Origin of the sequence: Chitinophaga sedimenti, assembly GCF_023156195.1 — a bacterium.
GTDB lineage: Bacteria > Bacteroidota > Bacteroidia > Chitinophagales > Chitinophagaceae > Chitinophaga > Chitinophaga sedimenti.
In genome coordinates, this window is record NZ_JAKUKA010000001.1 from 401,410 (window position 1) to 427,621 (window position 26,212).

General features: G+C 49.9%; 23 protein-coding genes, 1 tRNA gene and 2 pseudogenes. 8 read left to right on the forward strand and 18 right to left on the reverse strand.

The annotated features are described in order from the left end of the window. Window positions 1-33 precede the first annotated feature (33 nt). From MKQ70_RS02360 to MKQ70_RS02370, 3 genes are all read right to left on the reverse strand, one after another. Complete coding sequence (locus MKQ70_RS02360) at window positions 34-330, reverse strand: hypothetical protein (RefSeq protein ID WP_248067391.1); 297 nt, start codon at window positions 328-330, stop codon at window positions 34-36. Beyond that, window positions 294-2,201: a TonB-dependent receptor gene (locus tag MKQ70_RS02365; protein ID WP_248067394.1), complete on the reverse strand. Its 1,908-nt coding sequence runs from the start codon at window positions 2,199-2,201 to the stop codon at window positions 294-296. Before MKQ70_RS02365 ends, MKQ70_RS02360 begins: the two co-directional genes overlap by 37 nt. Window positions 2,202-2,343: 142 nt before the next feature. Continuing rightward, complete coding sequence (locus MKQ70_RS02370; RefSeq protein ID WP_248067397.1) at window positions 2,344-2,499, reverse strand: hypothetical protein; 156 nt, start codon at window positions 2,497-2,499, stop codon at window positions 2,344-2,346. 143 nt (window positions 2,500-2,642) lie between these two features. Between MKQ70_RS02370 and MKQ70_RS02375 the strand changes: the two genes are divergently transcribed. After that, window positions 2,643-3,629, forward strand: coding sequence for a helix-turn-helix domain-containing protein (locus MKQ70_RS02375; protein WP_248067400.1), 987 nt, complete (start codon window positions 2,643-2,645; stop codon window positions 3,627-3,629). 51 nt (window positions 3,630-3,680) lie between these two features. Here MKQ70_RS02375 and MKQ70_RS02380 read toward each other — a convergent pair whose 3' ends face one another. The 10 genes and pseudogenes from MKQ70_RS02380 to MKQ70_RS02430 all read right to left on the reverse strand — a co-directional run bounded on the left by MKQ70_RS02380 (window position 3,681) and on the right by MKQ70_RS02430 (window position 14,323). Continuing rightward, window positions 3,681-5,801: a sodium-translocating pyrophosphatase gene (locus tag MKQ70_RS02380; protein ID WP_248067403.1), complete on the reverse strand. Its 2,121-nt coding sequence runs from the start codon at window positions 5,799-5,801 to the stop codon at window positions 3,681-3,683. A gap of 240 nt (window positions 5,802-6,041) precedes the next feature. Next, window positions 6,042-7,571: an NAD(P)H-hydrate dehydratase gene (locus tag MKQ70_RS02385; protein ID WP_248067407.1), complete on the reverse strand. Its 1,530-nt coding sequence runs from the start codon at window positions 7,569-7,571 to the stop codon at window positions 6,042-6,044. Window positions 7,572-7,876: 305 nt separating this feature from the next. After that, window positions 7,877-8,398 (reverse strand): hypothetical protein, encoded by a 522-nt coding sequence (locus tag MKQ70_RS02390; RefSeq protein ID WP_248067410.1) that lies wholly within the window; start codon window positions 8,396-8,398, stop codon window positions 7,877-7,879. After that, the gene (locus MKQ70_RS02395) at window positions 8,395-8,895 is read right to left on the reverse strand and encodes a hypothetical protein (RefSeq protein WP_248067412.1); all 501 of its coding nucleotides are present in this window, start codon (window positions 8,893-8,895) and stop codon (window positions 8,395-8,397) included. The genes MKQ70_RS02390 and MKQ70_RS02395 overlap by 4 nt, the downstream gene beginning before the upstream one ends. A 38-nt stretch (window positions 8,896-8,933) precedes the next feature. Then, window positions 8,934-10,012 (reverse strand): annotated as a pseudogene (nhaA, locus tag MKQ70_RS02400) (Na+/H+ antiporter NhaA). 114 nt (window positions 10,013-10,126) lie between these two features. Continuing rightward, window positions 10,127-10,606 carry a hypothetical protein gene (locus tag MKQ70_RS02410; protein WP_248067417.1) on the reverse strand — a complete coding sequence of 160 codons (480 nt, stop codon included), beginning with the start codon at window positions 10,604-10,606 and terminating at the stop codon, window positions 10,127-10,129. Continuing rightward, on the reverse strand, window positions 10,570-11,841 hold the full coding sequence (locus tag MKQ70_RS02415) for an OstA-like protein (RefSeq protein WP_248067419.1): 1,272 nt from the start codon (window positions 11,839-11,841) through the stop codon (window positions 10,570-10,572). The genes MKQ70_RS02410 and MKQ70_RS02415 overlap by 37 nt, the downstream gene beginning before the upstream one ends. Window positions 11,842-11,854: 13 nt before the next feature. After that, window positions 11,855-12,607, reverse strand: coding sequence for an MlaD family protein (locus MKQ70_RS02420; protein ID WP_504909698.1), 753 nt, complete (start codon window positions 12,605-12,607; stop codon window positions 11,855-11,857). Next, complete coding sequence (locus MKQ70_RS02425; RefSeq protein WP_248067424.1) at window positions 12,592-12,978, reverse strand: MlaD family protein; 387 nt, start codon at window positions 12,976-12,978, stop codon at window positions 12,592-12,594. Before MKQ70_RS02425 ends, MKQ70_RS02420 begins: the two co-directional genes overlap by 16 nt. Window positions 12,979-13,096: 118 nt before the next feature. Then, window positions 13,097-14,323, reverse strand: coding sequence for an N-acetylmuramoyl-L-alanine amidase family protein (locus tag MKQ70_RS02430; RefSeq protein WP_248067441.1), 1,227 nt, complete (start codon window positions 14,321-14,323; stop codon window positions 13,097-13,099). Window positions 14,324-15,297: 974 nt separating this feature from the next. Here MKQ70_RS02430 and MKQ70_RS02435 point away from each other — a divergent pair. Beyond that, window positions 15,298-16,820 (forward strand): annotated as a pseudogene (locus tag MKQ70_RS02435) (putative LPS assembly protein LptD). Then, window positions 16,786-17,292 carry a hypothetical protein gene (locus MKQ70_RS02440; protein WP_248067444.1) on the forward strand — a complete coding sequence of 169 codons (507 nt, stop codon included), beginning with the start codon at window positions 16,786-16,788 and terminating at the stop codon, window positions 17,290-17,292. The pseudogene MKQ70_RS02435 and the gene MKQ70_RS02440 overlap by 35 nt, the downstream one beginning before the upstream one ends. Window positions 17,293-17,356: 64 nt before the next feature. Here MKQ70_RS02440 and MKQ70_RS02445 read toward each other — a convergent pair whose 3' ends face one another. Both MKQ70_RS02445 and ung read right to left on the reverse strand, forming a co-directional pair. After that, on the reverse strand, window positions 17,357-18,028 hold the full coding sequence (locus MKQ70_RS02445) for a lysophospholipid acyltransferase family protein (protein ID WP_248067446.1): 672 nt from the start codon (window positions 18,026-18,028) through the stop codon (window positions 17,357-17,359). Window positions 18,029-18,039: 11 nt separating this feature from the next. Next, window positions 18,040-18,711, reverse strand: a complete 672-nt coding sequence (gene ung, locus MKQ70_RS02450; RefSeq protein ID WP_248067449.1) for a uracil-DNA glycosylase — start codon at window positions 18,709-18,711, stop codon at window positions 18,040-18,042. A 98-nt stretch (window positions 18,712-18,809) separates the two neighbouring features. On the opposite strand from ung, the gene MKQ70_RS02455 reads away from it, so the two are divergent. After that, window positions 18,810-18,883, forward strand: a tRNA-Arg gene (locus MKQ70_RS02455). A 547-nt stretch (window positions 18,884-19,430) separates the two neighbouring features. Here MKQ70_RS02455 and MKQ70_RS02460 read toward each other — a convergent pair. Next, window positions 19,431-20,756 (reverse strand): sensor histidine kinase, encoded by a 1,326-nt coding sequence (locus MKQ70_RS02460; protein ID WP_248067451.1) that lies wholly within the window; start codon window positions 20,754-20,756, stop codon window positions 19,431-19,433. 298 nt (window positions 20,757-21,054) lie between these two features. Further along, window positions 21,055-21,183 (reverse strand): hypothetical protein, encoded by a 129-nt coding sequence (locus MKQ70_RS37420; protein ID WP_282456178.1) that lies wholly within the window; start codon window positions 21,181-21,183, stop codon window positions 21,055-21,057. A 140-nt stretch (window positions 21,184-21,323) separates the two neighbouring features. Between MKQ70_RS37420 and MKQ70_RS02465 the strand changes: the two genes are divergently transcribed. The 3 genes from MKQ70_RS02465 to MKQ70_RS02475 are packed head-to-tail and all read left to right on the forward strand — an operon-like array spanning window position 21,324 to window position 23,744. Beyond that, window positions 21,324-21,680, forward strand: coding sequence for a carboxypeptidase-like regulatory domain-containing protein (locus tag MKQ70_RS02465; RefSeq protein ID WP_248067453.1), 357 nt, complete (start codon window positions 21,324-21,326; stop codon window positions 21,678-21,680). Continuing rightward, entirely contained in the window at window positions 21,674-23,329 is a 1,656-nt protein-coding gene (locus MKQ70_RS02470; RefSeq protein ID WP_248067456.1) for a TonB-dependent siderophore receptor, read from the forward strand. The genes MKQ70_RS02465 and MKQ70_RS02470 overlap by 7 nt, the downstream gene beginning before the upstream one ends. Continuing rightward, window positions 23,250-23,744 carry a type IX secretion system membrane protein PorP/SprF gene (locus tag MKQ70_RS02475; RefSeq protein ID WP_248067459.1) on the forward strand — a complete coding sequence of 165 codons (495 nt, stop codon included), beginning with the start codon at window positions 23,250-23,252 and terminating at the stop codon, window positions 23,742-23,744. Before MKQ70_RS02470 ends, MKQ70_RS02475 begins: the two co-directional genes overlap by 80 nt. A 448-nt stretch (window positions 23,745-24,192) precedes the next feature. Here MKQ70_RS02475 and MKQ70_RS02480 read toward each other — a convergent pair whose 3' ends face one another. After that, window positions 24,193-24,636 carry a phosphohydrolase gene (locus tag MKQ70_RS02480; protein WP_248080953.1) on the reverse strand — a complete coding sequence of 148 codons (444 nt, stop codon included), beginning with the start codon at window positions 24,634-24,636 and terminating at the stop codon, window positions 24,193-24,195. 462 nt (window positions 24,637-25,098) lie between these two features. Here MKQ70_RS02480 and MKQ70_RS02485 point away from each other — a divergent pair, with 462 nt between their 5' ends. Then, window positions 25,099-26,205: a TonB-dependent receptor plug domain-containing protein gene (locus tag MKQ70_RS02485; protein WP_248067462.1), complete on the forward strand. Its 1,107-nt coding sequence runs from the start codon at window positions 25,099-25,101 to the stop codon at window positions 26,203-26,205. Window positions 26,206-26,212 lie beyond the last annotated feature (7 nt).

Below are 26,212 nucleotides of genomic sequence, written 5' to 3' on the forward strand. Positions count from 1 at the left end.
AGCGTTTGCGCTCCTTGCCCTGCAGCGTGTAGCTCAGGTCCGGCGGTGGAAGTCAGGCAGGCGGTAGTTGTTACGTTTTCCGGTAGTGTTGTAGGGAATGTCCCATCCCTGGTATTCGAGGCGTGAGTCAGCGAAGGTAGACGGCGCACCGGAAGCGTATACGAAGTTGGCGGACAGGCTGCTCTTTTTATTGAGCTCATGCGTTACCACCACGTTTAAGTTATGTGGACGGTCGTACCTGTTTTTAAACCATTCTCCGTCACTAATGCCGGGCGTTTTACGTTCGCTGCGGCTCAGGGTGTAGCTGATCCATCCCGTTGTTTTACCCACTTCTTTTTCGCGTACAGTTCAATACCATAAGCGCGTCCGGTCGCGGCGAGCAGGTCGGCTTCAATGTACTTGTTCAGCTCCAGTTGAGCGTTGTCGATGTAGTCCAGCTGGTTGTCCATCTGTTTGTAAAATGCTTCGGCCGACACCTCGAACGTACCACCCGGTGCATTATAGAAGTAACCCAGTGCAAACTGGTCGGCCACCTGTGGTTTCACATTGTTGGAAGAAGGCGTCCAGATGTCCAGCGGGGTAGGCGAAGCCGTGTTTGACAGCTGGTGCATGTACTGTGAAGCGCGGGTATACGATGCTTTCACGGCGCTGGTGCTGTTCATTTTGTATCTCACAGACAGGCGTGGCTCCAGGTTGTAGTAGTTTTTGATGCTTTCGCCTGCGCCGAAGTGTTTTTCTGAAACAACGCGGCGGCGTACGTTTGGCGTGGTATCATTATAGTAATAAGCTGTACCCTCGCCCATATAGTTGAAGCCCGATACGCGCAAACCATATTGGATACCGAATTTATCGCCCAATTTCAGTTCATGATCGAGGTATACTGCGCTTTCCAGTGCGTGTTTGTTGTCGAGTGTAATAGCGCTAGAATTGTTTTCCTCTTTCGCCACGGTGGTGCCGGGTTTGAAGGTGTAGTATACACCCTGTACGCCAAAGTGCAGGGTATTGTTCGTATTCAGGTACCAGGTAAAGGAAGGTTTAAAACCGTAGTTGATGATGTTCGATTTCCAGCTGAAAGTCTGGTTCTCGTTGCTGTCTTCGGCGCTGGTGAACTTCAGGCTGTAGTCGTATTTGCTGTAATACGCGGTGGTATTCATGAACAGTTTGCTGTTAAATACGTGGTTCCAGCGAATGGAAGTGGTCGTATTACCCCAGTTGATGTTCGCTTCTTTCCCGAAACCGAATACATCGCGGCCAAAGTAACCACTTACAAACAGGGTGTTTTTAGGGTTCAGTTTAAAGTTTGCTTTGGCAGTAAGGTCATAAAAGTAAACCTTGCTATCCTTCATATCGCCTTTCAAAAATGGCTTCATCAGCACATCGATATAAGACCGGCGACCGGCTACGATGAAAGACGATTTATCTTTCTGAATAGGCGCTTCTACAGACAGGCGGCTGAAGATGTTGCTGATGCCGCCATTTACCTGCAATTTCTGGTTGTTCCCGTCTTTCATGCGGATGTCCAGCACCGAAGCCGTACGACCGCCAAATTCAGCCGGAAAACTGCCTTTATACAGGTTGATATTTTTTACCGCATCAGGATTGAACACGGAGAAGAAACCCATGAGGTGCGTAGAGTTGTACACCGGTGCTTCGTCCATCAGGATGAGGTTTTCATCGCTGTTGCCACCGCGTACATTAAAGCCGGAGGCGCCTTCGCCGACCGTGGTTACGCCAGGCAGGGTCTGGATAGCGCGCAGTACGTCCACTTCTCCCATCAGTGTGGGCAGCTTTTTCAGCTCCCGGATGTCCAATTTGGCCACGCTGGTGCTGATGGTGTTGATCGCTTTCTGCTGCTCTTTACCGGTGATCACCACTTCCTGCAGCTGTGCATCCGTACGTTTCATTTTTACGTCGATCGTTTTGTTGCCGGTGAGCGTGATCGTCATTTTTTGTTGGGTGTAGCCCATGTAGGAAAATTGCAGCTCGTGCGTGCCGGCGGGCAGCGTGAGAGAATAAAACCCATATTCGTTGGTCAGGGCGCCAATAGTAGTGCCGGTTTTGCCGATGGAGATGCCGATCAGGGTTTCGCCCGACTGGTCATCTTTAACATACCCGCTTACTGTGTAGCGTTGTTGCTGTGCGTTTACGAACTGGCTCTTTAATAGCAGCAGCGTAAAGAGCGCCAGCATAACTGCTTTCATTTTCATTGGTTTCAGGTTTAACTAATTTCTTGTTTGAATATATGACGTACGTAAAAGAAATCCCCCATGCGGGAGGAAATTTTATATCAATAATATTTAAAAAAAGGAGGAGCGGGTTAAGATAAACGGAGCGGAACGGCGGTTATTCGAGGGGAATGCAATGATAGCCAAGTTGTTGCACGAAGTCAGAGATCGTTTCCTCCGGCACCTCCCGGCATTCTATCCGCAATACTTTATCGCAGTCTTCCAGGTCTACAGAGCAGGCCATGGCGTCAAAACGGATCGTTAACGCCTCCAAAACCTGATTTTTATCATGTAGTGAATCTATATTTGTTTTGAATACGCCAATCATGTGTTTTAGTTATATTTTTGCAAAGTTGGTTGCATTCCTCTAAGTGAACTTGCATTTAAGGGATTAATATTTACACAAAACGGATTTTTATGGCGATCGTTATTCGAAATGCCGCCCATGATGTCATTTACCAGGATGACAAAGTTTTCCCCACACAGTCTCTCCGGTCCCCTTCACTGGTAGAGGAAGATATTTCCGTTAATGAATCTTTTGGCCGCGCTAATATGAAAGACATCTACTTCGATGGCATGTTGTTCGGCTATGGTAATATCGATGTGCATGAGGATATACACGTGGAGTCAGAAGATGAGACCCCGTCTGTCGGGTTGTTTTATACGTTGCGGGGTGGATTCAATATTCAGCTGCAAAGCGGCGAAGTCATTGCTTTCCCGGTTTTGAGCAATAACCTGATGTTTAATCCCGGCAGTATAGATACGATCAGCCTGCGCAAAACCCAGGGGATCGAATTGATCGGAATTAATTTTGATGAGGATAAGTTCGTAGAGCTGGCCGCCAACAGCAGCAGTGCGCTGGACCGGTATGTGAATGCCGTGCTGAACAAACGTGCAATCTACGATCGTAACCCGGGACAGTTGACGGACCGCATGTTGCAGGTGATACATGATATTAAAAACTGCAAATTTACGGGCGGTACTAAAAAGTTGTTCCTGCAGTCGAAAGGCATAGAACTGCTGGCGCTGCAAAGTGAACAGATGGAAGAGAAGGCGGGACGCGGAACTAAAGAAAATAAACTGTCGTCCGCCGATCGCGAGCGCATTCAACATGCCCGCGAATTGTTATTGCAACACGCGCAGGAGCCTTTGTCGCTGCACGAATTGTCGCGCCGGGCAGGTATCAACGAATTCAAATTAAAAAGTGGTTTTAAGTCGATGTTCAATAATACGGTATTCGGTTATTTGAACGACTATCGTTTAACGCAGGCCCAGCAACTGTTACAGGGAGATGTGTCGCTTACTTCCATTGCCGATGAACTGGGCTATTCATCACTGCAACATTTCAGTCACGCCTTCAGAAAGAAATTCGGCGTTAGTCCGACGAAGATGCGCAAAGCATAAAAAAGGCCTTCCGGACTGGAAGGCCTTTTCTCTTATCTTATGTCGATCTGTTTATTTGTCGGAGGCAGGAGCTTCATTCACAGGCACTGCTTGTGTAACTACGGCCACCTGCTCCTGCGCTGCTTTTGGCTTCGCATTCGCATGCTGACCGTTACCGTGTATGCCCGCCAGGGTAGGCGCAATTACAAGCGATACGATAGACATCAATTTGATGAGGATGTTCATGGACGGACCGGAAGTATCTTTAAACGGATCACCTACGGTGTCGCCGGTTACAGATGCTTTGTGCGGCTCAGATTTTTTGTAGTATACTTCGCCGTTGATTTCCACGCCTTTTTCAAATGACTTTTTCGCATTGTCCCATGCGCCACCGGCGTTATTCTGGAACATCCCCATCAGCACACCTGAAACCGTAGCACCGGCCAGGAAGCCGCCCAGTACTTCGGGGCCGAGCACAAAGCCGATGATTATAGGCGACAGGATTGCGATAGCGCCGGGCACCATCATTTTGCGGATAGAGGCTTCTGTAGAAATCGCCACGCATTTATCATATTCCGGTTTGCCGGTACCTTCCATGATACCCGGAATGGTGCGGAATTGGCGTCTTACTTCTTCCACCATGGCCATCGCCGCTTCGCCTACCGCACGAATGGCGAGGGAAGAGAAGATGAAGGGGATCATACCGCCAATAAAGAGGCCGGCGAGTACATCCGCTTTATAAATGTTGATGCCGTCCATTGCGTAACCATTTGCGCCTACAACACCAACGTATGCGGCAAACAAAGCCAGTGCCGTTAACGCAGCAGACGCGATCGCGAAACCTTTACCGGTAGCGGCAGTAGTATTACCTACCGCATCCGGGATATCTGTTTTTTCGCGTACATCTTTCGGCAGTTCGCTCATTTCGGCAATACCACCTGCATTATCCGCAATAGGACCAAAAGCATCGATAGCAAGCTGCATGGCCGTGGTTGCCATCATACCGGCAGCCGCGATAGCCACGCCATACAAACCAGCGAAGTGGTAAGAACCATAAATACCACCTGCCAGCACGAGGATCGGTAATAATGTAGATTCCATGCCTACCGCAAGGCCGCCAATAATGTTGGTGGCGTGGCCGGTAGCAGACTGACGGATGATCGACATCACCGGACGTTTGCCCATGGCGGTATAGTATTCTGTAATAATGCTCATGAGTGTACCCACTACGAGTCCCACGATAATCGCGCCGAATGCGCCTCCTTTGGTGAAGGGCAGGCCACGTAGCATCAGGGTGTCGGGCAGGATCCAGTCTACAGCAAACCAGGCTACGATGGCAGTGAGCACGATAGAGCCCCAGTTACCCAGGTTCAGCGCTTTCTGCACCGCGCTGGTGCTCAATCCGGCGCTTTCGCTGATGCGCACAAAGAAGGTACCGATAATAGATAAGATGATACCAACGCCTGCAATGAACATTGGCAGGATCACAGGGGCCAGGCCGCCGAAATTATCAGTGGATACTGTTTCAACGCCCAGTACCATCGTAGCGAGTACGGTGGCCACATAAGAACCAAAAAGATCGGCGCCCATGCCTGCCACGTCGCCCACGTTATCACCTACGTTATCGGCGATAGTTGCAGGGTTACGCGGATCATCTTCAGGAATGCCGGCTTCTACTTTACCAACGAGGTCAGCGCCTACGTCGGCCGCCTTGGTATAAATGCCGCCGCCTACGCGTGCAAACAGCGCAATGCTTTCCGCACCAAGCGAGAAGCCTGTCAGTACTTCAATTGTTTTAATCATTTCGGCGGTACCGGCTTCCGCGCCAAACATCGTTTTAAGCACGATGAAAAGGCCACCCAGGCCCAGTACGGCCAGTCCCGCTACGCCCATGCCCATTACCGAACCACCGGTAAAAGACACTTTCAGTGCTTTGGCAAGGCTGGTACGCGCTGCCTGAGCGGTACGCACATTCGCTTTGGTCGCGATGCGCATGCCAATAAAACCCGCAAGGGCCGAGAAAATAGCGCCAATCACGAAAGCTACGGCGATGGTCCAGTCGGAGTTAGCATGGCTGGCGCCCATATATCCGAGCAGCAGGGCTGCAATAATCACGAAGTAAGTGAGGATCTTGTATTCGGCTTTCAGAAAAGCCATGGCGCCATCTGCAATGTGCTTCGCAATGTCGGTCATTTTTCGTTGCCGGCATCCTGTCGGCTTACCCAGGCGCTTTGTACAGCAGTAAATAACAGTGCAATCAGTCCGAAAAGTGGAATCAAATAGACAATACTCATTTTGGTTCTTTTATTAAAAATTAGGGTATCGACTAAAAATAATGTATTAAAATTATTTTTACTAGTGGACGAATATATTGATTTTAAATGGGATTTTTCGGCTGATTTGCAACAGGTTGTATAGGGGTATTGAAGCGTTTTAAATACGCTTATCGGGGCTTAGTGTGAGAAATACGCCACCAAGGCTCCCAATGATGTCTTCGGGCGACAAGGCTTCCTGCGACAGCCGGGCGGCTGCATAATCGCCGGCGGCACCGTGCAGCCATACGCCGAAAAGCATCGCGGCTTTGGGACTGTAGTCCTGCGCCAGCAGCGAGGTTAGTATACCGGTAAGCACATCGCCGGAGCCTCCTGTAGCCATGCCAGGATTGCCGGTGGTGTTGAAATAGATGGCGCCGTCCGGGCAGGCGATTGCCGTATAACGACCCTTTAGCAGGATGTACAACTGCAGGCTGCGGGCCTTTTGGGAGAGCAGCGATAAGCGCTCAAAGTCGTTGGCGGTTGGACCGAACAGTCGTTCAAATTCTTTTGGATGCGGCGTAAGCAGCGAATGTTTGGGCACCTTTTGCAATAACGCCGGGTACGTGCCCAGGATGTTCAGGGCATCCGCGTCCAACACCATCGGTGTTTTAGCGGCGTCCAGCAGGCGTTCCAGGCTGCGCGCGGTGGCGGTTTCGGTACCAATGCCCGGACCGATGCCCATGCATTTGTAGTTGGGGTTGAGTCCTTCGTGAAAGTGAATGCTGTGCTGCTCTTCTACCTCCGCAATACACATGGCCGATGGCACGGTGGTTTGAATGATGTTATACCCGCAACGTGGTACATGCACCGTCAGTAAGCCCACGCCCGTACGCAAACACGCCCTGGCGGCCAATACAGCGGCGCCCATTTTACCATAACTGCCCGCCACCAGCAACGCGTGCCCATAGGTGCCTTTGTGCGAGAAGGCTTTACGCGGCTGGTAAATGGTGTGTATAATGTCTTTGTCGATGATGTGGTTTTCCGTGATGGTGTTCGCGATATACGCGGGATGCAGGCCTATGGGCAGGATGTGTACCTCACCGCAGCGGTCCGCATTTTCGGGCATCAGGAAAGCGAGTTTATAGCACTCGAAACTGAGCGTGTAATGGGCATGCACACCCGGCGCATGCCCAGAAGAAGCATCGGCCATGAGGCCTGAAGGCATGTCGATGGCCACGATCGTGTGGCGGTCCTTGTTATCGCTGATGCGGTGCAGGATGCCGGCTACCCAGCCCTCTACCGGGCGGGAGAGACCGGTGCCGAAAATGGCGTCGATCAATATGGCGCCCGTCGGTAGTTCCGGAAAGTCTTGTTGGGCGTGGATGTGGTGGATAACATCCGGGTGTTCCTTTTCGAGGATGGCGTAGTTCGCAGCGTGATCGGCAGAGGGTTTATCGTTGTGATGCACGATGTACACATCTACAGTATAGCCCCGGAGTAATAGTAGCCGGGCGATAACGAGGCCGTCGCCGCCGTTGTTGCCTTTTCCGCAGAAGATGCACAGTGGCGTCGCCGGCATAAACCGGGCGCGGAGCCAGGAAGCGCAGGCGGCTGCGGCGCGTTCCATCAGCATAAGGCTGCTCACTGGTTCGTGCTCGATGGTGTAAGCATCGGCAGCGCGGATCTGGGCGGCGGAAAAGATTTTCATGGTATTAAAATTACCGTTTTCCTGTTAATTCATTGCTTTAAAGCAATCATCATACCGGCAGCATCCTTCGGTGTTGTTCTATCGGGACGCCGTTTAACCGAAGGCTCACCGGTCCTTCATCGATTTCAGCCCCACTTTTAAGCCATTCACCACCCCTTGCAGGGTGTCACTTTTGTGTTGAGGAGCGATAAAGCCGCTGAAGGGAGCGACGCAACTGCGGCTGAAAAGGGAAGTGGCAGCTGGTCCCCATAAAAAAATCCCGGCCTTTGTGCAAGCCGGGATTGATATTGTAAGGAAAGTAATCCTTATTTAAAGGTGTACCGTGCCGACAAACCACCAATCTGTTCGCCGAAGAAGTTACCGTCGTTCGGGGAATTAAAATGGAAGAATGGTTTGAGGTCGGCGCTCAGGTTCAGCGGGATCTTTTTAAAGGTGTATTCCACGCCAAAAATGCCATCCAGACCGGGATATGCGGTGGTACCGTCGTTTCTCCAGCGGTCGCCATCGTAATAGCGGTCCTGCCAAAGGGCGATGTGCGCACCACCACCACCGTACATGTTCCATTCGGAACGGCCGAACACGTTGAACGTGTATTCGTAAAGGCCGGTAAATGTTACGTTGTTGATATTGCTGCCATAGTAGTGGTGTACGATGCCTTCTATAGCATGCGGACCTTTAATGAAACCTTTGGCGGTAAAGCCAACGATCCAGGGATTTACTCTTAAACCCAAGCCTACTTTGTAATCTGCGGGATTACTTGTTCTTTGCGCATTTGCTCCGAGTGACAGCGCTGCAAGCATGCCACAGAGTAACACGATCTTTTTCATAGTCGTTTGTTATTGGTTAGAAAAACGTTAGTCTTTTTTCGGCCGCCAAACCGGTACCTTGCGGAAATGCCAAAGTCCGCCAGTTCGGAAGTAGTGGTGAAGTGAATCGCAGGTTTCCAGTCCAGGCTGAGGTTGAGTGGAATCGTTGGGAAGTTGTAATTCGCCCCCGCAATGCCATCAATACCGGCGAGGAACTTGGTGCTGCCGTCTATTCTACGCGTACCTAAATGTGCGCCACCACCGGCATACCAGCCAAAACCTTCGGTAGTTAATGCAGAAAGATCGAAGTGAAATTCGCCCAGCGCTGTAATGGAAGCCGTTCGGTTGTACAAGCCTACTATCGCCTCTGCTGCAAATTTGTCGCTGATATAATATCGTGCAGTAGGCCCTAATGGTAATCCAATTCTCACACCTGCTTCCAGCTGACCTGCCGTTTGTCCCTTCGCTTTAATTGCCAAACTACTGATGATTGCCACCAGTATGATGCGATACTTCATGGAGGAGGATTTACAATAACAATGCCAAACAAGATCGTTTAGCTTTTAATGAAACGTAAATAAGTAAATCCAAGTATGCCGGACAAAAGAGAAGCTGCAATAACGGAGATAATAGCAATGATCTGCGCCGCCTGTTGCGTGGCATCATGATAAGCCAGCGAAGCGATGAAGATAGACATGGTAAAGCCTATGCCCGCGATCATGCCAACGCCTATAAACTGTGACCAGCTGGTGTTTGCAGGCGCCGCGGCGAGTTTTAGCCTGGTGGCAAGGAACGAAAAAGTAAAGATGCCCAGCGGTTTACCGATGACCAGCCCAATGATGATGCCGTAACTTACGGTGTTACTGAAAACATGCAATATATCCGGCGGAAAAATGATCGCCGTATTAGCCAGTGCGAAAAGTGGCATAATGATAAAGTTGACGGGATCATGCAAGCGATGTTCCAGTGCACTTACCTTATCCAGCGGAATGGTAAAGGCAAGCAGTACGCCGGCGATAGTGGCGTGGATGCCTGAATTAAAAACGCAGTACCATAAAACAATGCCGGGGAGAATATAAAAGACGAGGCGTTTTACTTTCAGGTAATTCAGCAGGGCCAATAAGGCGATGATACCTCCGCCGGCCACTAGATGACTTACACTGATATGATCAGTGTAAAATACCGCTATCACCAGGATGGCGCCAAGGTCGTCGATGATGGCCAGGGCCGTAAGAAATATCTTTAGCGAAAGTGGTACGCGATTACCGAGCAGCGATAATATGCCCAGCGAAAAAGCAATGTCTGTTGCCATAGGGATGCCCCAGCCCTGAGCGTATTCACCGTTGTAGTTACATACGGCAAACAACAGCGCCGGAACTACCATGCCACCCAATGCAGCAATAACGGGCAGCAGCGATTTTTTAAAGAAGACAGTTCGCCGATCGTTAGCTCGCGTTTGATCTCCATCCCTACAAGGAAAAAGAAAAACGCCATGAGCCCGTCATTAATCCATAACAGTGGAGAATTAGGCAATTGAAGGCCTGCAATCTCCAGGTGGTGCGAATGATGCGGGTCGAACGGCCGTGTCCAGAACGAAGTGTAGGCGTCACTGAAAGCAGTGTTGGCAAGCACCATTGATAATAGGGTTGCAACGATCAGTATGATGCCCACTGCCCGGCTGTCGTGAAGAAACTCAAGCAGGGGAGAAAGAAATTTTCTTCTGAGTAATGATACCAACTTATTTGATTTTTAGTTACCGATCAACTCGTACCGTGATTTCGGCTTGCGTTTTATTTCCCATTTAAAATTCGACAGGAGGCGCTGGTCCGCCGGGAACTGTGTAAATGGATACAGCGCGCCTTCGTGGTCCTTGATGTTGACCACGCGATCGAGTTCACCTTCTATAAAGTGCATGTCGATAATGGCGCAGGTGGAGCGTTGTACGTTGGTAAACGCACTGTCCGAATCCTGCTGAAACAGGATACTCTCCGCATTGCCATAGATACGCATGTAAAAGAGTTTGTTTTCGCGGAAGTAACCAGTGATGGTATTGCCTTTGATCTGGTTATAGAATCCTTTATTCACCTCACTGGCCAGCAGGCCGTTCTGGTCCAGCAGCAGCCGGTCGGCTTTGCTGTTACGGGTAAACAGGAAGGCGGTGTCGCCGGACATCTGCAGGTCTTTTACCCAGATTACAGGGCTGCGGAACATGCGGAGTACGGAATCCACACTGCTGTAATAAGCGCTGTCGCATACCGCCTGCAACGAATCCGAGTAAATGCGGACATTGCGGAAAGCGCGGATATATCTTTTTCGGTGGTGTCTTTCGGTTGTTGCGCGGTCGTGTCGGTGAGTTTTGCCATAGGCAAAGTGTCAGTATTGAACTTTCGCAGGTTTTCGCGCGGAAGAGCCGTTCGTACGGGAATGGAGTCGCGTGTTGGTCTCACAACCTGTTGAATGGAATCCGGGCGTACGGCGGCAACCGTTATTGAATCCCGTTCTATGCCGATCGCTGCATCTGCACGCTGTTTGAAAGCACTGGCCACGGAATCTGCCGGAACCGTCAGTTCCGTTAGCGAATCGTTTTCCTCCGCCGGAGGAACAGTCTGCAGCAGTGAATCTTTCAGGTATACTTTAGCCGTATCGGGGCTGATCAGGCCGGAATACAGGGTGTCGCCGGTCATGAACAGGGAGTCTGCTTTGTTGTAGGTAATTGCTACCGGGTGCTGGGTCGCGAACACCGATTTGCTGGTCTGGTTTACCTGGCCGTAGTTGCCGAGCAGGATGATCTTGTTCACCGTATCGCGCCAGATCATATTGCCGGTGGCAATGGCCATACCATTACTTTTATCGATGTCGATGTGGTCTGCTGTAAAGTCGCCCGTGCTATCTGTGATCAGCGGCCTGCTTACAAAATTGCCTTTGCCGGTTTCGGTGTTATAGGTGCCGGAGGATACATATGTAATCCTTTTGCCATCGTTGATGGTGGTAGGGGCCACGATGGTGGCTATTTTGGTAGCGGTGTTGTATAACAGCGTATCCGTAGAAAGCGTATAATCCGGGTTGATGAGCACCACGTTTTGCTTAAAATACACGTCCTTGGTATCTGTATAATAGAAAGCTTCCTGGCTGGTAAGGGTTGATTTTTCGTTGACCAGTTTACCGCCGTTAACGTAGCTGCCTATTTTCGCATTCATATCGTAAATCATTTCCGGTCCGGTAATGATTACTTTCCTGTCGGTCATTTTAGCATTACCGTCCAGGGTTACGATGCGGGTATTGCCGTCGTAAAAGATGTAATCAGAATAAGTATGTACACTGTCTTTATCATTCACATGCACATTGCCATACGCCTCTACGGCGTTGGCATTCTGATCGAGGATGGCGCTGTCGCAATCCATGATCGTAAAGCCCTGTGAAAATTGCGCCTGTATAATTTTACCGTCTACAGTATCGCTTTGCACACGCAGGATGTTTTCATTTCTCAGGGATTGAAATGCACCGGAGCGAATTAGCTTTACCGGTTGCTGCTGGGCGTTGGCATAGAAAGAACCGGCCATTCCTATCAAAGTAATAAGAATAGACCGGTATATAAAACGATTGTGCATAGTGCTGGTTATTGTGCCGTATCCGACGGGATAGGCTGTATTTTGGCCTTTTGCCAAACAGGGAGAAGTGCACATAACGTTTCGGGTTATAGCGCAGATCTTCCAGCAATTTATTCAGGCTGCCCAGTGTTACCCGGAGATTATTGTATACTTTTTTATCGTTCAGCAGCAGGCCGGCGGTACCGTCGGTGCTGTTCAGTTTCGCAATGGTAGCATTGAGGTTGTTAGACATTTCCTCCGGGGACTTGAGGGTATGATCCAGTTCACCATTTGCCAGCGTACTCATAGTTTTATCCGCATTGTCCAGGATGCCGGTAATCTTTTCGTTATTGTTTTTCAGGTTCGCGGTCACCGCTTCCAGGTTTTTGAAGGTACCGTTTACAGCGCCGTTGTTGGCCAGCATGCCATTAAGCGAGTTGGTGGCGGTAGACAGGTGGCCGAGTGTACCATTCAGGTGGTGGATGGCGGAGCGCAGGTCTGTTTTGGCGGTGGTGTCAAACACGGAGTTCACAGTGATCAGGAGCGAGTCTACCTGTCCCAGTGTGCCTTCCAGTTTGGTCACCAGCGGGTTCAGTTGTTCTTTGAGCGCATCGGTGATGGAGCCGTCTACAGCTGCATAGATGGTATCGCCGTTTTTAGGAACTGGTTGGCATCGCCAAAGTCCAGTTCTACTTTTTTAGAGCCCAGCAGGTCGCTGCTGATACGGGCTACGGAGTTACTGGGGATTTCTATCTTTTTAGAGATGGAAAGCGTTACCAGGATGCGGCCGGCCCGTTGGTCCATTACCTCCAGTTCCGTTACATTACCCACAATAAGGCCGTTTACCTGTACCGGGTTAGAGGGCTGCAAGCCGTTCACCTGGGTATATACCGCGTAAATCTTTTTCTTCGAGGAAAACAATGAATTGCCCTTCAGGAAGTTAAACCCGAGGATCAATAAAGCAATTCCTGCGGCAGCCAATATGCCTACTTTAGTTTCGTTAGATATTTTCATCCAGTTATATTGTGTGTATGGTTTTGCCAGCAGCAAAAATAACAAAATACAAACGTGAGCAGTTGCAGGGAGGAAATTAATTGGGGTAAAGATAGGATAATATCTTACATGAGCGGGTTTAACCACACCCATTTTTATAGGGAACCACGAATGCATCGGGGAATCCCTGCTTCTGCGCTTTGTACATTGCCGCATGGGCCTCCGCTTCGGTGCGGTAGGCGCCCATGAGGTATTTGTATTTCTTCTTCTTGTCTATCAAAACCTGTTCCCTTTCTATTTTACTGGTGCCGAGTTTTTTGAAGATAGTAGCATTTTCCGTGTATACCTTATCCGTAATGCAAAGCTGTACGCGGTATTCTTCGGCATTATTAGCGGCTGGCATTTCTGCTTTAACCGCAGCGGGCTGTACCTGTTTTTCCACGGTTGCAGGTGGAGGAGGGGCGGGAGCGGGGGCAGGATCATTTGCCGCATCACTTTGTGCGCCGTACTTCTCCAGGTAATCTTTATAACGTTTGGTAGCTTTAAAAATCGAGTTCGCGGCTTCATTCTGGCCGGCCGCGGAGTTCAGGTAATCTTCTTCATCGGGATTGCTGATGAAGCCCAGTTCTACCAGTACGCTTGGCATGGCAGTGGCCTGCAGCACCCAGATGCCTTTTTCATCACGCTGGCGGGAACCCCGGCTGATACGGCCTGTTTGGGTAAATTCGTCTTCGATCAGGTTGGATAAACGCAGGCTGTTATCGAAAAACACGTTGCTCATGGTCCTGCGCATGATCACCGATGCGATGTCATTATCACCCATTACCTGTTTGCTTTCCTCAGAATTGGCGTCCAGTACGATCACGTTCATGTTGCGGAGCGACTCCGTTTTAGCGGCGTTTTTACTGGTAGCCCAAACGTAAGTTTCCGTGCCTTTGGCGGCGCTGGGTACGTTTTTATATATGGGAATCTTTTTCTTGCTCTTGCCTTTACGGTATCCTACTACCTTCCTGGCGTAGGCCGCATTACAGTGAATAGAGATAAACAAATCGCCGTTGGCTTCGTTGGCGATGCGTGCTTTTTCCCTGGGATCATCAAAGCGATCTGTTTTCCGGGTATACACTACTTTCACATCCGGCATTCGTTCTTCAATTAGCTTACCCAATTTGAGGGCCACGGCGAGGGATATGTCTTTTTCCGAAGAGTAGCTACCCTTCGCACCACTGTCATGACCTCCATGCCCCGCATCTATCACGATCGTTTTAATCGGTTTGTCCTGCTGGGGAGGCGCCGCTTTCACACTGATGAATAAAATCGAAACTAACGCTATACCCAATCCTTTTATCAACGGTCTTGTCCAACGCATGTTGCTTGTCTGTTTTTGTTTTAATGGGTTAGTTTAATCTTAAATAAAATATAAAGTTTTCAATCTTCACACAATGATAATGCCTGTTTGCGACTCTTTTTACATCTTTGTGTACACCTGACCGGTTTCTCACTGTTATAATTTGTGTAAAAACTTGTAGGTTTGTGCCCGCTTGACACATGTACCCTTTCTGCAAAAATAGTTATAAAAAGTTTTTCAGGCAGTCGCAATTGCCGGTGATAGCCATTTTATTGCTATCGTCTCCTGCTTTATTAGACGGTATTGGCCGCGCTTACGGTGCGCCGCTGCCCTCTTTTAACAAAAATTTAGCACGAAGTGGCGGAAATAGCCTGGATACGGTGCCGGACACGGTGCCTAACCAGAAAAGTCCCTTCCAGGATTCGCTGTTGCGACAAAGGGTACGTATGGCGCAACTGGACAGTGCCGGCCGCATCGATTCGGTACCGGCCACCGACAGCACCACCCGCCGGCCCGATGATTCCCTCAGCCTGGCAAAAGTGTCGAAGGATTCGCTGGAAGCTCCCATTTATTTTAAGGTTAAGGACTCCTCTGTAACGTTCGTTAAGCGCAAGGAAGTATTTATGTACGGCTCCGCCGACGTAAAATATAAGGAAATCCAGGTAACGGGCGACCGGATGCAGATAGACCGGGAGAAAGGTTTGCTCCGCGTAACGCCCAGCATCGATTCTACCGGGAAAAAGACCGGCCGCCCGGTATTTACGGATGGTACGCAGACCACGGACCAGGACAGTATCGTATACAGCCTGCCCTCGCAGAAAGCCAAGATTTATAATACCCGCTCTCAATACGGTGAGGGTTTTATTGTAAGCCAGCAGGTGAAAAAGGCGCCGGATAACACGGTGTTCGGTTTCAAGAACGGCTATACGACCTGTAACCTCGATACACCGCACTTTGCCTTCAGGGCGCGTAAGATTAAGGTGATTCCCAATAAAATGGTGATCTCCGGTCCGGCTAACCTCGAAATACAGGGCATTCCCACTCCATTATATATTCCCTTCGCCATTTTCCCGATTACCAGCGGGCAGCGCTCCGGCATCCTGATCCCGCAGTACACGGTGAACCAGCAAAAAGGTATCGGCCTGGAAAACGGCGGTTATTATGTTGGTTTGGGCGAGCACCGGACCTCACAATGCGCGGTAATGTGTATTCGTATGGCAGCTGGGGACTTACCATGAGCCCCACTTACCGGAAGCGTTACCGGTATAATGGTGGGCTGAATATCTCCATCGCCAATACCCGCTTCGGGGACAAAGAGGTGAAGGAGGATTTTTCGGTATCGCGCGACTTTAATGTAACCTGGAACCATAGTATGGACAGTAAGGCGCGCCCGGGAACGAACTTCTCTGCGAACGTACACTTTGGTACTTCTAACTATAACTCTTATAACGTAACCGATTACCAGACGAGGCTGAATAACATCCTCACCTCTTCGATCGCGTACAGTAAAAGCTGGCAGGGCAAACCTTATAACCTTACTTTGTCACTGAACCACTCGCAGAACACGCTTACCCGCGACGTAACTATTACGGCGCCGGAGGCGGCTTTTACGGTGAATACTATTTATCCGTTCCAGCGCGACGGTGGGGTAGGCCTAGGCAAATGGTACGAGAAAATTGGTATCAGCTACACGGGTAACCTGCGTAACACCACCACTTTTAAGGACAGCATGTTCGCGAAACCTGCCATGTTCGACCGTTTGCAAACGGGCATGCAGCACCAGATCCCGATCAGCTTTTCCATCCCGGTGTTTAAAAATTTTACCCTTTCGCCCAGTGTAAGTTATGCAGAGAAGTGGTATACGAAAAGACTGAATCAGACCTGGAATGCCGCCGATTATAAGGTGGACAGCGTATATGAAAGTGGTTTCTATTCCATGCGCGAGGTAAGTACGGGCATGTCGCTGGCAACGGCGTTGTATGGTATGTACCAGTTCAAAAAAGGTTCTAAGGTGGATGCGATCCGCCACGTGATCCGTCCGACGGCGAGCATCAGCTATAAACCAGACCTTTCTGCACAATATTATTATAATCTTCGTTACGATACCGGCGCCAATGCCATCCGCCAGGCTTCTTATTTTGATGGCTCCGTATTTGGTCCGCCCTCGCAGGGAACCTTTGGCGGTATCAGTTTTAGCCTGGATAACAACCTGGAAATGAGGATGAAGTCGAAGAAAGATACCAGCGGGTTCAAAAAAGTGAAGCTGCTGGATGGTTTCGGTCTTAACGGCAGCTACAACCTCGTAGCAGACTCGTTCCGGTTATCTACTTTCAGCATTTATGCCCGTACCAACCTGTTCGACAAGGTGAACATCTCGGCGAACGGTACCTGGACCCTTACCAGCTGGATTCTTTGGGCCGCAGGCTCGACAGGTATACCTGGCAGGGGGCAATACGAAACTGGGGCGCCTGACCAATATGAACGTGGCGATCAGTACCTCATTCCAGTCGCAGGATAAGAAGAGCAAGGAGAAGCAGCAGAAGAAAGAGGAGATCATCGAGAACGAAACTACGGATGCCCAGCTGGAAGCGCAACGCCGTCAGCTGGAGATGACCAGGGCCAACCCGGGCGAGTACGTCGACTTTGATATTCCGTGGCGGCTCGACTTATCGTACAGTCTTAACTTTTCGCGTACCCGCACGGCAGATTTCCGCCGCGACACCACTGTATTTACCCAGTACCTGAGCTTCAACGGCGACTTCAGCCTTACACCCAACTGGAAAATTGGGGTGAACAGCGGTTACGACTTCCGGTTGAACCAGATATCTTATACCACGATGTACGTTTCCCGCGATCTGCACTGCTGGCAGATGTCCATCAACCTGGTGCCGTTCGGTTCTTACCGCTCCTTCAGCATCACCATTAGTCCGAAAGCGGGTATCCTGCGCGATCTGAGGGTGAACCGTACAAGGCAGTTCTACGATTTATAGCTACTGTAGTGGTCCCACATCAGGGTAAATACTTTTTCCTTTAATGCCGGAATATCTGCCCTGGTCAGCCCTTTCGTGGGTATGGGGGCAAAAAGTGATAGTCGATAGGATGGGGCATGGCGTACAGGAACTTGCCCGACGCCGGTAAAATTTTGCGGGTATGAAACAGCAATGACGGCACCAGCGGTACCTGCGCGTCGATGGCTAAGGCAAACGCGCCATCGTAGAAGTTTTTAAGCGGATAAGCTGTTTTATTGCGGGTCCCTTCGGGGTAAAGCGACATGTGCATGCCGAGGCTGAGCGCCTTTTTCATTTCCAACACGCTGTTTTTGCGGCTTTCCTCGTCTTTTCTATCTACCATAATACCCCCGATGCGGTACAAAATGCCGAACAGGGGAATCTTTCCCATGGATATTTTTGCAAGTGTTTTACTCACGCCGGGTACGCCCGGTGTGGTGACGAGCACGTCTATCAATGAATTGTGATTGCACACCACCACGTACGATTGTCCTTTTTCGAAGTGTTCGCGTCCGCGGTGGCGTACCGGGCAACCGATCAGCCGCATGTACACCCACATCCATACGCGCCCGATCTGCAGGAACACCCGGGTGGGGGCAGGTTCTTTCAAACGGGAAGCGATCCAGACCGGAATAAAAACGATCAGCATGGTGGCGATGAACATTAACAGCACATACACCGCGTATACCCGACCAAAAATGCTTTTGAACAAGTTCATAACGTTGGAGCTTACAGCCGCCAGTCAATTGGTTCCAGGCCTTCCTTCACCAGCAGTTCGTTGGTTTTGGAGAAGTGCCTGCAACCGAAGAAGCCCTTGTCCGCACTAAATGGTGAGGGGTGGGCGGCTTTCAGAATATGATGTTTGGTAGCGTCGATCAGTATTTGTTTATCCTGTGCAAAGCGGCCCCACAGCAGGAATACAACGCCCTTTTTCTTTTCGGACACTTTCTGGATCACGGCGTCGGTGAAGTTTTCCCAGCCGATTTTGCTGTGCGAAGCCGGTTCATTGGCCCGTACGGTGAGCATGGCGTTGAGCATGAGCACCCCGTTTTTGGCCCAGGGGGTCAGGTCACCGGTTTCGGGAATGGGCAACCCGAGATCTTTATTGATTTCCTTGTAAATATTGACAAGGGAAGGAGGCGGCTTTACCCCCTTTTGCACCGAAAAACAAAGACCGTGCGCCTGTCCCGGGTTATGGTAAGGATCCTGGCCCAGCAGCACCACTTTTACCTTTTCAAAGGGCGTTTGATCAAAAGCGTTGAAAATTAAGTTACCCGGTGGGTAAATAGTTTTGTTGGAAGCCTTTTCCAGTTTGAGGTGCATGGCAATCTGCTCAAAGTAGGATTTTTGGAACTCGTCTTTCAGTACTTCTTTCCAGCTTTCTTCTATTTTTACCTCCATAATCGCTTTTCTTTTCTATTTTTTGATTTATTGAATGAAAATTGTATAAATTTGCACTCCCAAAAGATAAATGTAAATATTTATTTTTGAATGAGGATGACTCGGTAGCTCAGCTGGATAGAGCAACTGCCTTCTAAGCAGTAGGTCATTGGTTCGAATCCAATCCGGGTCACAGAAATGAGAAGCCGTCGCAGTGTGTGATGGCTTTTTTATGCGCCTCATTTTGATAACCTGCCGGGTAGCCGTACGAGTTATATTATCATATTGATAAAAAAACACTCACCCGTTTTTCCCACATCACCACTCTATTAGGAAACGACCCTCGTGGCGCTGCCCTTGCGCGTTCAGTGAAGCCTGCATCAGTAACCCAAAATATATCACATGAAACAACGAGGACCACCTGCGAAACACCTTTTCTCACACCACAAAACAACATTCCTCCAACCGCGCATAACATGGCCGCGAGGTTGGGAACAAGGTAAATTCTATTTAGAAATGGTAAAGCATTTAATGGCGGGGTTAATGCCGCCGGGAAATCATGATCCCCAATATGGCGGGGCCATCGGGCTGATATTTTATGCGTGCCGCGTATTTGCGGTCGTCAGCCTGGTACGTTTTGATCAAAATTCGATACTGTGGTGCTGGACATTACTGGCCGAAAGACCGGTAGGGGCAGTATCCAGTTAGTAGTTACGGGAAGCCGGGGCATCCCGGCTTCTTTATTCGAAATAGACCATTTCGTCTTCTTCCTCTTCCGCCGGCATTTCCAGCAAAAACGAGGTGCCTTCGCCTTCGATACTCTTTACGACCAGGTTGCCGCCGTTCTGTTCCGCAAACTCCCTGCACAGCATCAGTCCCAGTCCTGTACCACGTTCGCCGCGGGTGCCGTATGCCGGTTCCGCGCGTATGGAAAAGATGTTGGCCATCTGCTCCACGCTCATACCCACGCCTTCGTCGCGCACTTCTATGAACTGGCGGCTCCCGTCCTGGTAGGAACTGAGGTAGATCGTGCCGCCGGGGTGACTGAATTTTAATGCATTGCTGATCAGGTTGCGGAGAATTACGGCTGTCTGGTCACTGTCCGCATACAACACCGAATCCGTGGTTACCTGGTTGCTGATGCGAAGGTCTTTTTGTTTAAGGGCGGGTTCCAGCAGGTCGAGGACTTCCTGCAACAAAGGGCTCACTAAGAATTCTTCCGGCCGCGTGCGGATGCCTTTCATCTGGCCGATGCTCCAGCGCAGCAGGTTATCAAGTGTGCTGCTGAGCGGCCCGATTTTCTTATGTAAAATGCTGGCAGCCTCCCGCATTTCCTGTTCCGTGTATTCGCCTACGTTAAACATTTCCAACAGGCCCTCCAGGGTAGCGAGCGGGCTCCGGATATCGTGCGCCACGATGGAAAACATCTTTTCCTTATCGCGGTTCATAGCTGCGAGGGCTTTCCGCTGGTTTTCAGTGATTTGCTGGTAGTCTGTATGCAGCTGTTTAAAATAGCTGAGCGCAAGCGGTATAAAGATCAGCGCCATGCCCACATTGGCCCAGTGCCGCTGTGCGGGTACATCGCGGGCAAACGCTGCTTCCTGCGGTAAAAAGTGAATGATGAGGAAACAGGTGATGATCAACATGGAGATCGTCCAGCGGACCCAGGGTTTGTCGTATACCAGCAGGGTGACGATCAATATATTCAACAGAAAAAATTCTGCTCCGTTCTGAAAATAGACGCCGGCAAAGGTATACAGTACTATGCTGTAGAGGATGATGAACAGCCTTGCACTCAGATAGCGATGCGCCTTGTGCAGTATAAATGTCGCCAGGTTGCCGCCCAGGGTCAACAGGTTCACCGTTGCCAGTACATATCTTTCCTGCGTAAAATTCAGGCAGGCAAAGTAGGTCATGAAGGGAATGGTGGGGAGCGCGATCAGGTTCAGCAGCCGCGTGCGCCGTGCTTCTATAAAAGACATCCCCGGCCGCACACCTGTTCCTAAAACGGTGTGCCACCAGCTCATTAACTTCCCATAAACCTGCGATAGGCGGCGGTCAGACATAGGTACTTCAAATATAAACAGCGCAATTCAGCGGTGCAAGTTAATTGCCAGCAGGCAGTCTTATCAGATATCTTTTTTAATATTTATTTTGACGCTGATAATAGCCATGGGCGCTACCTGACGCTTAGTGGCCCATCAAGTTAAAAAAATAGTGGTTGTTCCGCTTGTAATGAGGATATAATTTTCCGGCAGATCGCTGCCGGAAACGGGCAGGCATGCCGGAGTATGCTGCTATTACTATCCCAAACTGTACGGTTTTATCAACAGCCTTACCCGGTGCCGGCCGTCATGAAAGAACTTATGCGGGCATCTTCACCGCCTGTGGGAGCAACGCGAAAGCGTGGCCGGTAAAGGATATCTGCCCCTGGCGCTTCCGCGTCGTTTCCAATCCCGCGTATAATTCTCTCAAAAACAGCGCCAGCTGCATGATGCAAGCGTGGTAAGACGGAACGGAGGGCGTTTTGTTTTTCCGCTTCTCGCAAATACTTTTCCCGATTAGATAAACGGTACCGCCCCGGCTCCCTATACCTTTGCGATCTGTTTTTAACATTTCATTAATAGTCTCCCATGCGCATAAAACTTCGTATAGTAAGGCTGATCGCGGTATGCCTTTTCGCGATTGCCATATCTTCCCCTGTACTCGCCAATGTTGATCCTTTGTCTGCCATTAAAGGTAAAGTAGTAACCAGCGACGGTTCTCCCGCTGCCTATGTTAGCGTGCAGGTCAAAGAAAAGAACCGTGGCACGATGACCAATGAAAAGGGAGAATTCGTCTTCCGTAAACTGCCTGCGGGCCGCTATACCGTACAGGTATACCTGATCGGCTACAAAATGTCGTCGCAGGAAGTGGAAGTGAATGAAGACCAGATCACAACCGTGGAGATCCAGCTGGAAGCGACCAACGCGCAGCTCCGGAAGTGGTGATCAATGGCGAAAAGAATAAATATAAAATGGATAATGTGTCCGGCTCCTTGCGTTTGCAGACGCCGATCCTGAACGTGCCGCAGAACATTAAAGTGGTTTCTGCCGAACTGATGGCCGATCAGCAGGTGTTTGACCTGGTAGACGGTATTACCCGCAACGTCAGCGGTGCTACCCGCGTAGGTCACTGGGATAACCAGTATGCACAGATCCGCATGAGAGGTTCTAAAATCCCGGCTTTCCGCAACGGTATGAACATCGAAGCCAGTTGGGGGCCCACTAAAGAAGATGCGGCCATGATTGACCGTATCGAGTTCGTGAAAGGTCCTGCAGGTTTCATGCTCGCAGCCGGCGAACCCGGTGGTTCCTACAACGTGGTAACTAAAAAGCCTACCGGCCAGACCCGCCAGTCTGCCAGCCTGAGCATGGGCAGCTTCTCCACTTACCGTGCTGCGCTCGACTTCGATGGTAAACTAAGCAAAGACGCCAAATGGCTCTACCGCCTGAACGTAGCACTGCAAGACAACGACTACTACACCAAATACAATTACAGCAAACGTTTTATGATCGCCCCGGTATTGAAATACCTGCTGGACGATAAAACATCTGTAACACTGGAATATACCTACCAGACATCCACCTACCTGGGTAATGGTAACTACCAGTTCTCCGGCCGCAAGCTGCTGGACGAAGGCATCAAAAACAACTTCTTTTACCGGGACCCGGCTATGGAGCCCAGCACCCTGAAAGACCATAGTGCTTACGTATACCTCGATCACCAGATCAACGATAAGTGGAAAGCGCATGCACAGGTTGCCTACTTCAACTTTGCGATGGAAGGTAACAGCATGTGGGCGAGCAGCGTGGATTCCGCGACCGGTAACATGAGGCGTTACTATAGCCTGGGTGACGAAGCCGGCGAAAACACTTTTGGCCAGGTTTCCCTGAGCGGCGAAGAGTACACCGGTGGTATCCGTCACCGCATTCTCGGTGGTATCGATATGGGTACCAAGAAATTCTGGGGCGACTTCCGCACGCTGAAAAATGACGTGAGGCTGGCTGGCGGTGCACTGTTCAACGTGTACAATCCACAGTACGGCATTCCCTTCGATTCCTTGCCAACCCTGGATCGTACGAGGAGCGTGCGTCAGCGTGCTGCTAATTCTTCCTACATTACCGTAACCAACTACTTCTCCGCTTATATACAGGACGAACTGGCCTTCTTCAACGACATGCTGCGTATTACATTGGGCGGCCGTTACACCAGGGCGATCGTTACGGCAAGACAAGCCGCTGCTGATAAAGACGATGCGGTGTTTACGCCACGCGCAGGTTTCAGCTTCTCTGCAGACAAAAATACCAGTGTTTACGGGTTGTACGACCAAAGCTTTGTGCCGGTTACCGGTCTGGACTCCAGCCTGAGACCATTTGATCCGCTGAAAGGCAACAACATCGAGTTCGGCGTGAAAAGAGAATGGCTGAAGGGTCGCGTGACTACCACTTTTGCTGCTTACCGCATTAAACGCGTAGGTGATAAGGTGAACATGAATATTAAAGACAGCCGCGGTGTAGATGTGTTCGAACAACTGGGCGAAACCACGACTAAAGGCCACGGAACTGGACATTACCGGCCAGGTGTTGCCCGGCTTTAACGTGAACGTGAACGGCGCCATTACCGACGCTAAAATCACGAAAGAATCACCGAACGTAGTAGCAGGTAAAGAAACAGTAGGCAATATTACCCCTAACACGGCGAAATATATCTTTAACAGCTGGTTACAGTACAACGCGCAGAAAGGTTTTCTGAAAAACTTCGGCGTACAGGGCGGTGCACAATGGCAGGCAGAACGTACGGTAGGTACTTCCGGGGTGTCTAATATTCCCAATTACTTCCGCCTGGATGGTGGTATAAACTACCACACCGGCAAACTGAGTATCGGCTTCCTGGTGAATAACCTGCTGGATGATCACCAGCTGTTGACCTCGGCTTCAATGTCCGCTACGCTCTATACTTACATTGTAGAGGCACGTCGTAACTTCCGTTCAACGATCACTTACCGCTTCTAATAAAAGAAAAAACAGGTACCGTAAAGGGCTGTTGCGCAAAAGCAACAGCCCTTGCTATTGTTAGCCCTATCTTCCAATAAACAAAGAACAGCCTCCCCGATGCGCCACTGTTGGCGCTTCCATATCACGCAAAAAGTAAAAGTACGATGGCAGGGAGGGCGTTTGGGAACCAAAGTAGTGAAGCTGCATAAACAATGTAACGAGGGTGCACAAATTTCGGGCGAACCCTGCATAAGCTCGCCTTAAACCCGCTGTGGGCTTGGAATGAAAAATGTACCAAATATTTAAAATTATATAAGTTGATGATAATCAAATGGTCGTGATGTGGGGCATGCTGTTGTTATGGGTTTGTAGGAAGATCCTGTATGCATCCTATAAGGATCCTATATGCCCTGTTACGCCCAGCCTGGGTTTCAGCGGATCAGCATATAGGATGCATAGAGGATCCTTATAGGATGTGCCCTTGCAACAGCGCCTCGCTCACCCGCCGGTATGCCTTTAAGTACTTATTAAAACGCGGCACATCCTTCTCCTGCAACGCCGGTACCCGGCGGATGTCCATATTATCCGTGAGGTCATTTAGTTTTACGGCGCAGGCCAGGCGATTGGGTAAGATGCGGCCGATGAAATGATCATAATCCTCGTCGTCGGATAATTTAGTAACGCAACGCAGTGCGTCCAGCACCGTTGTACTGAAACCTTCCGCGGCAAGTTGCTCGAACGTCCACGGCGTATCTTCTACCACATCGTGCAATGCGCCGCATATTTTCTCTTCTTCCGTTTTACCGAGGTTTGTTACCCGCATCACGTGGAGGATGTATGGTGCGCCGTATTTATCGGTTTGTTGGGCGTGCGCGGCAACGGCTATTTTTATGGCTTTCTGCAGTGTCATCTTCAAATTTAAAGTTTTATGTACGCTTATCGGCGTTAAGTGGGAATTCATCGTTCAAATAATCTAGTTAGCAGAAATTAACCCGAATTTGGGGTTTAAAGGTAATATCTGCACATAAATGGTTAATTTATTTTGGTTAACTCAACTTAATAAAAAATAGTTTTGATACAGGATAATGAGTGTAAAGTTGACAAGTATAGTGCAGTAAAAGAACAAACCGAATATCGATGTAAACCGTATCTGGAAAGGAAGTGAACAAAGGAAAGCCACGGCTTTTTTTTACGAAAACGGTCATTTCCATCCATATTTTACCACGAATGGAACAAAAAATCAAAATTTCGCGCGGCTGTTAAAGTCGGGCAATAACGTATCCTTTAAGCAATCAATACAACAACACGAGTAATTGCGGGCGACATGTGCGCCGGCCAGGACAAACTATTCCTTACTTAAAACACAATTGCAATGCAACTGTCAACCAAATCGCCCACATGGCGGAACATCGCACGATGTGTATGTATGTTTCTGCTGATGTGCTGTTCGATCGCCGCCACGGCCCAGCAAAAGGCCGTGCAGGGCAGAATCACCGATGCCAGCGGTAATCCCGTTCCCGGTGTTACCGTCCGTGATAAGAGTGGTAAAGCCGCTGCCGTTTCGGCAGCAGACGGTACTTTTAAAATCGAGGTGCCTGAAAGCAGCACCCTTCTTTTCTCCAGCATTGGGTACGACAACCAGGAAATTGCCGTTTCCGGCAGAACAGATTTTAATATTACGCTTAGCAATAGCGCCGTATCGCTTACAGACGTGGTGGTAACTGCGTTAGGCGTGAAGCGTGAAAAACGGACGCTCACCTATAGCACACAGCAACTGAGTGGCGTGGAAATCGCGAAAACAAAGGAACCCAACCTGGTGAACACCCTCGCAGGTAAGGTGCCTGGTGTGCAAATCACCAGCTCGTCGGGTACCGCGGGCGCTTCCGCCTCGATCGTGATCAGGGGTATGACCTCCGTGAACGGTAGCAACCAGGCGCTGTTTGTGGTAGACGGTGTACCGGTGAATAACGATGAAACCGGCGCCATCGCTGCCGGTGCCGGCAGCAACCGTATCGTAGACATTGACCCTGCTACGATTGAGAGCATGAGTGTACTGAAAGGCGCCGCCGCTACTACTTTATATGGGTCCGCAGGCGCCAGGGGCGTGGTGTTGATTACCACGAAGAACGGCTCAAACAGGGAGCCTTCCGTAACTTTATCTTCCGAACTTTCTTTTGAAAAGCCATGGCTGCCGGAGCGCCAGACCAAATACGCACAGGGCACCAACGGCATTTTCTATGATGGGGAAGCCAATAAAAGCAGCCTGTCATGGGGGCCGCTCATGGATACGCTGATGATCAACGGCCAGAAAGCAAAGAAGTACGACCCGTACGACTTCTTCCGCACCGGTGTAACCAGCAACAGCAACATCGCGGTAGACGGGGAAACGCCAATTCAAGCTATTTTGCCAGCTACTCTTATTTTGATCAGAAAAGTACCATGCCGGAGAACTTCTTCAAGAGGCATTCCTTCTTTGTAAAATACAA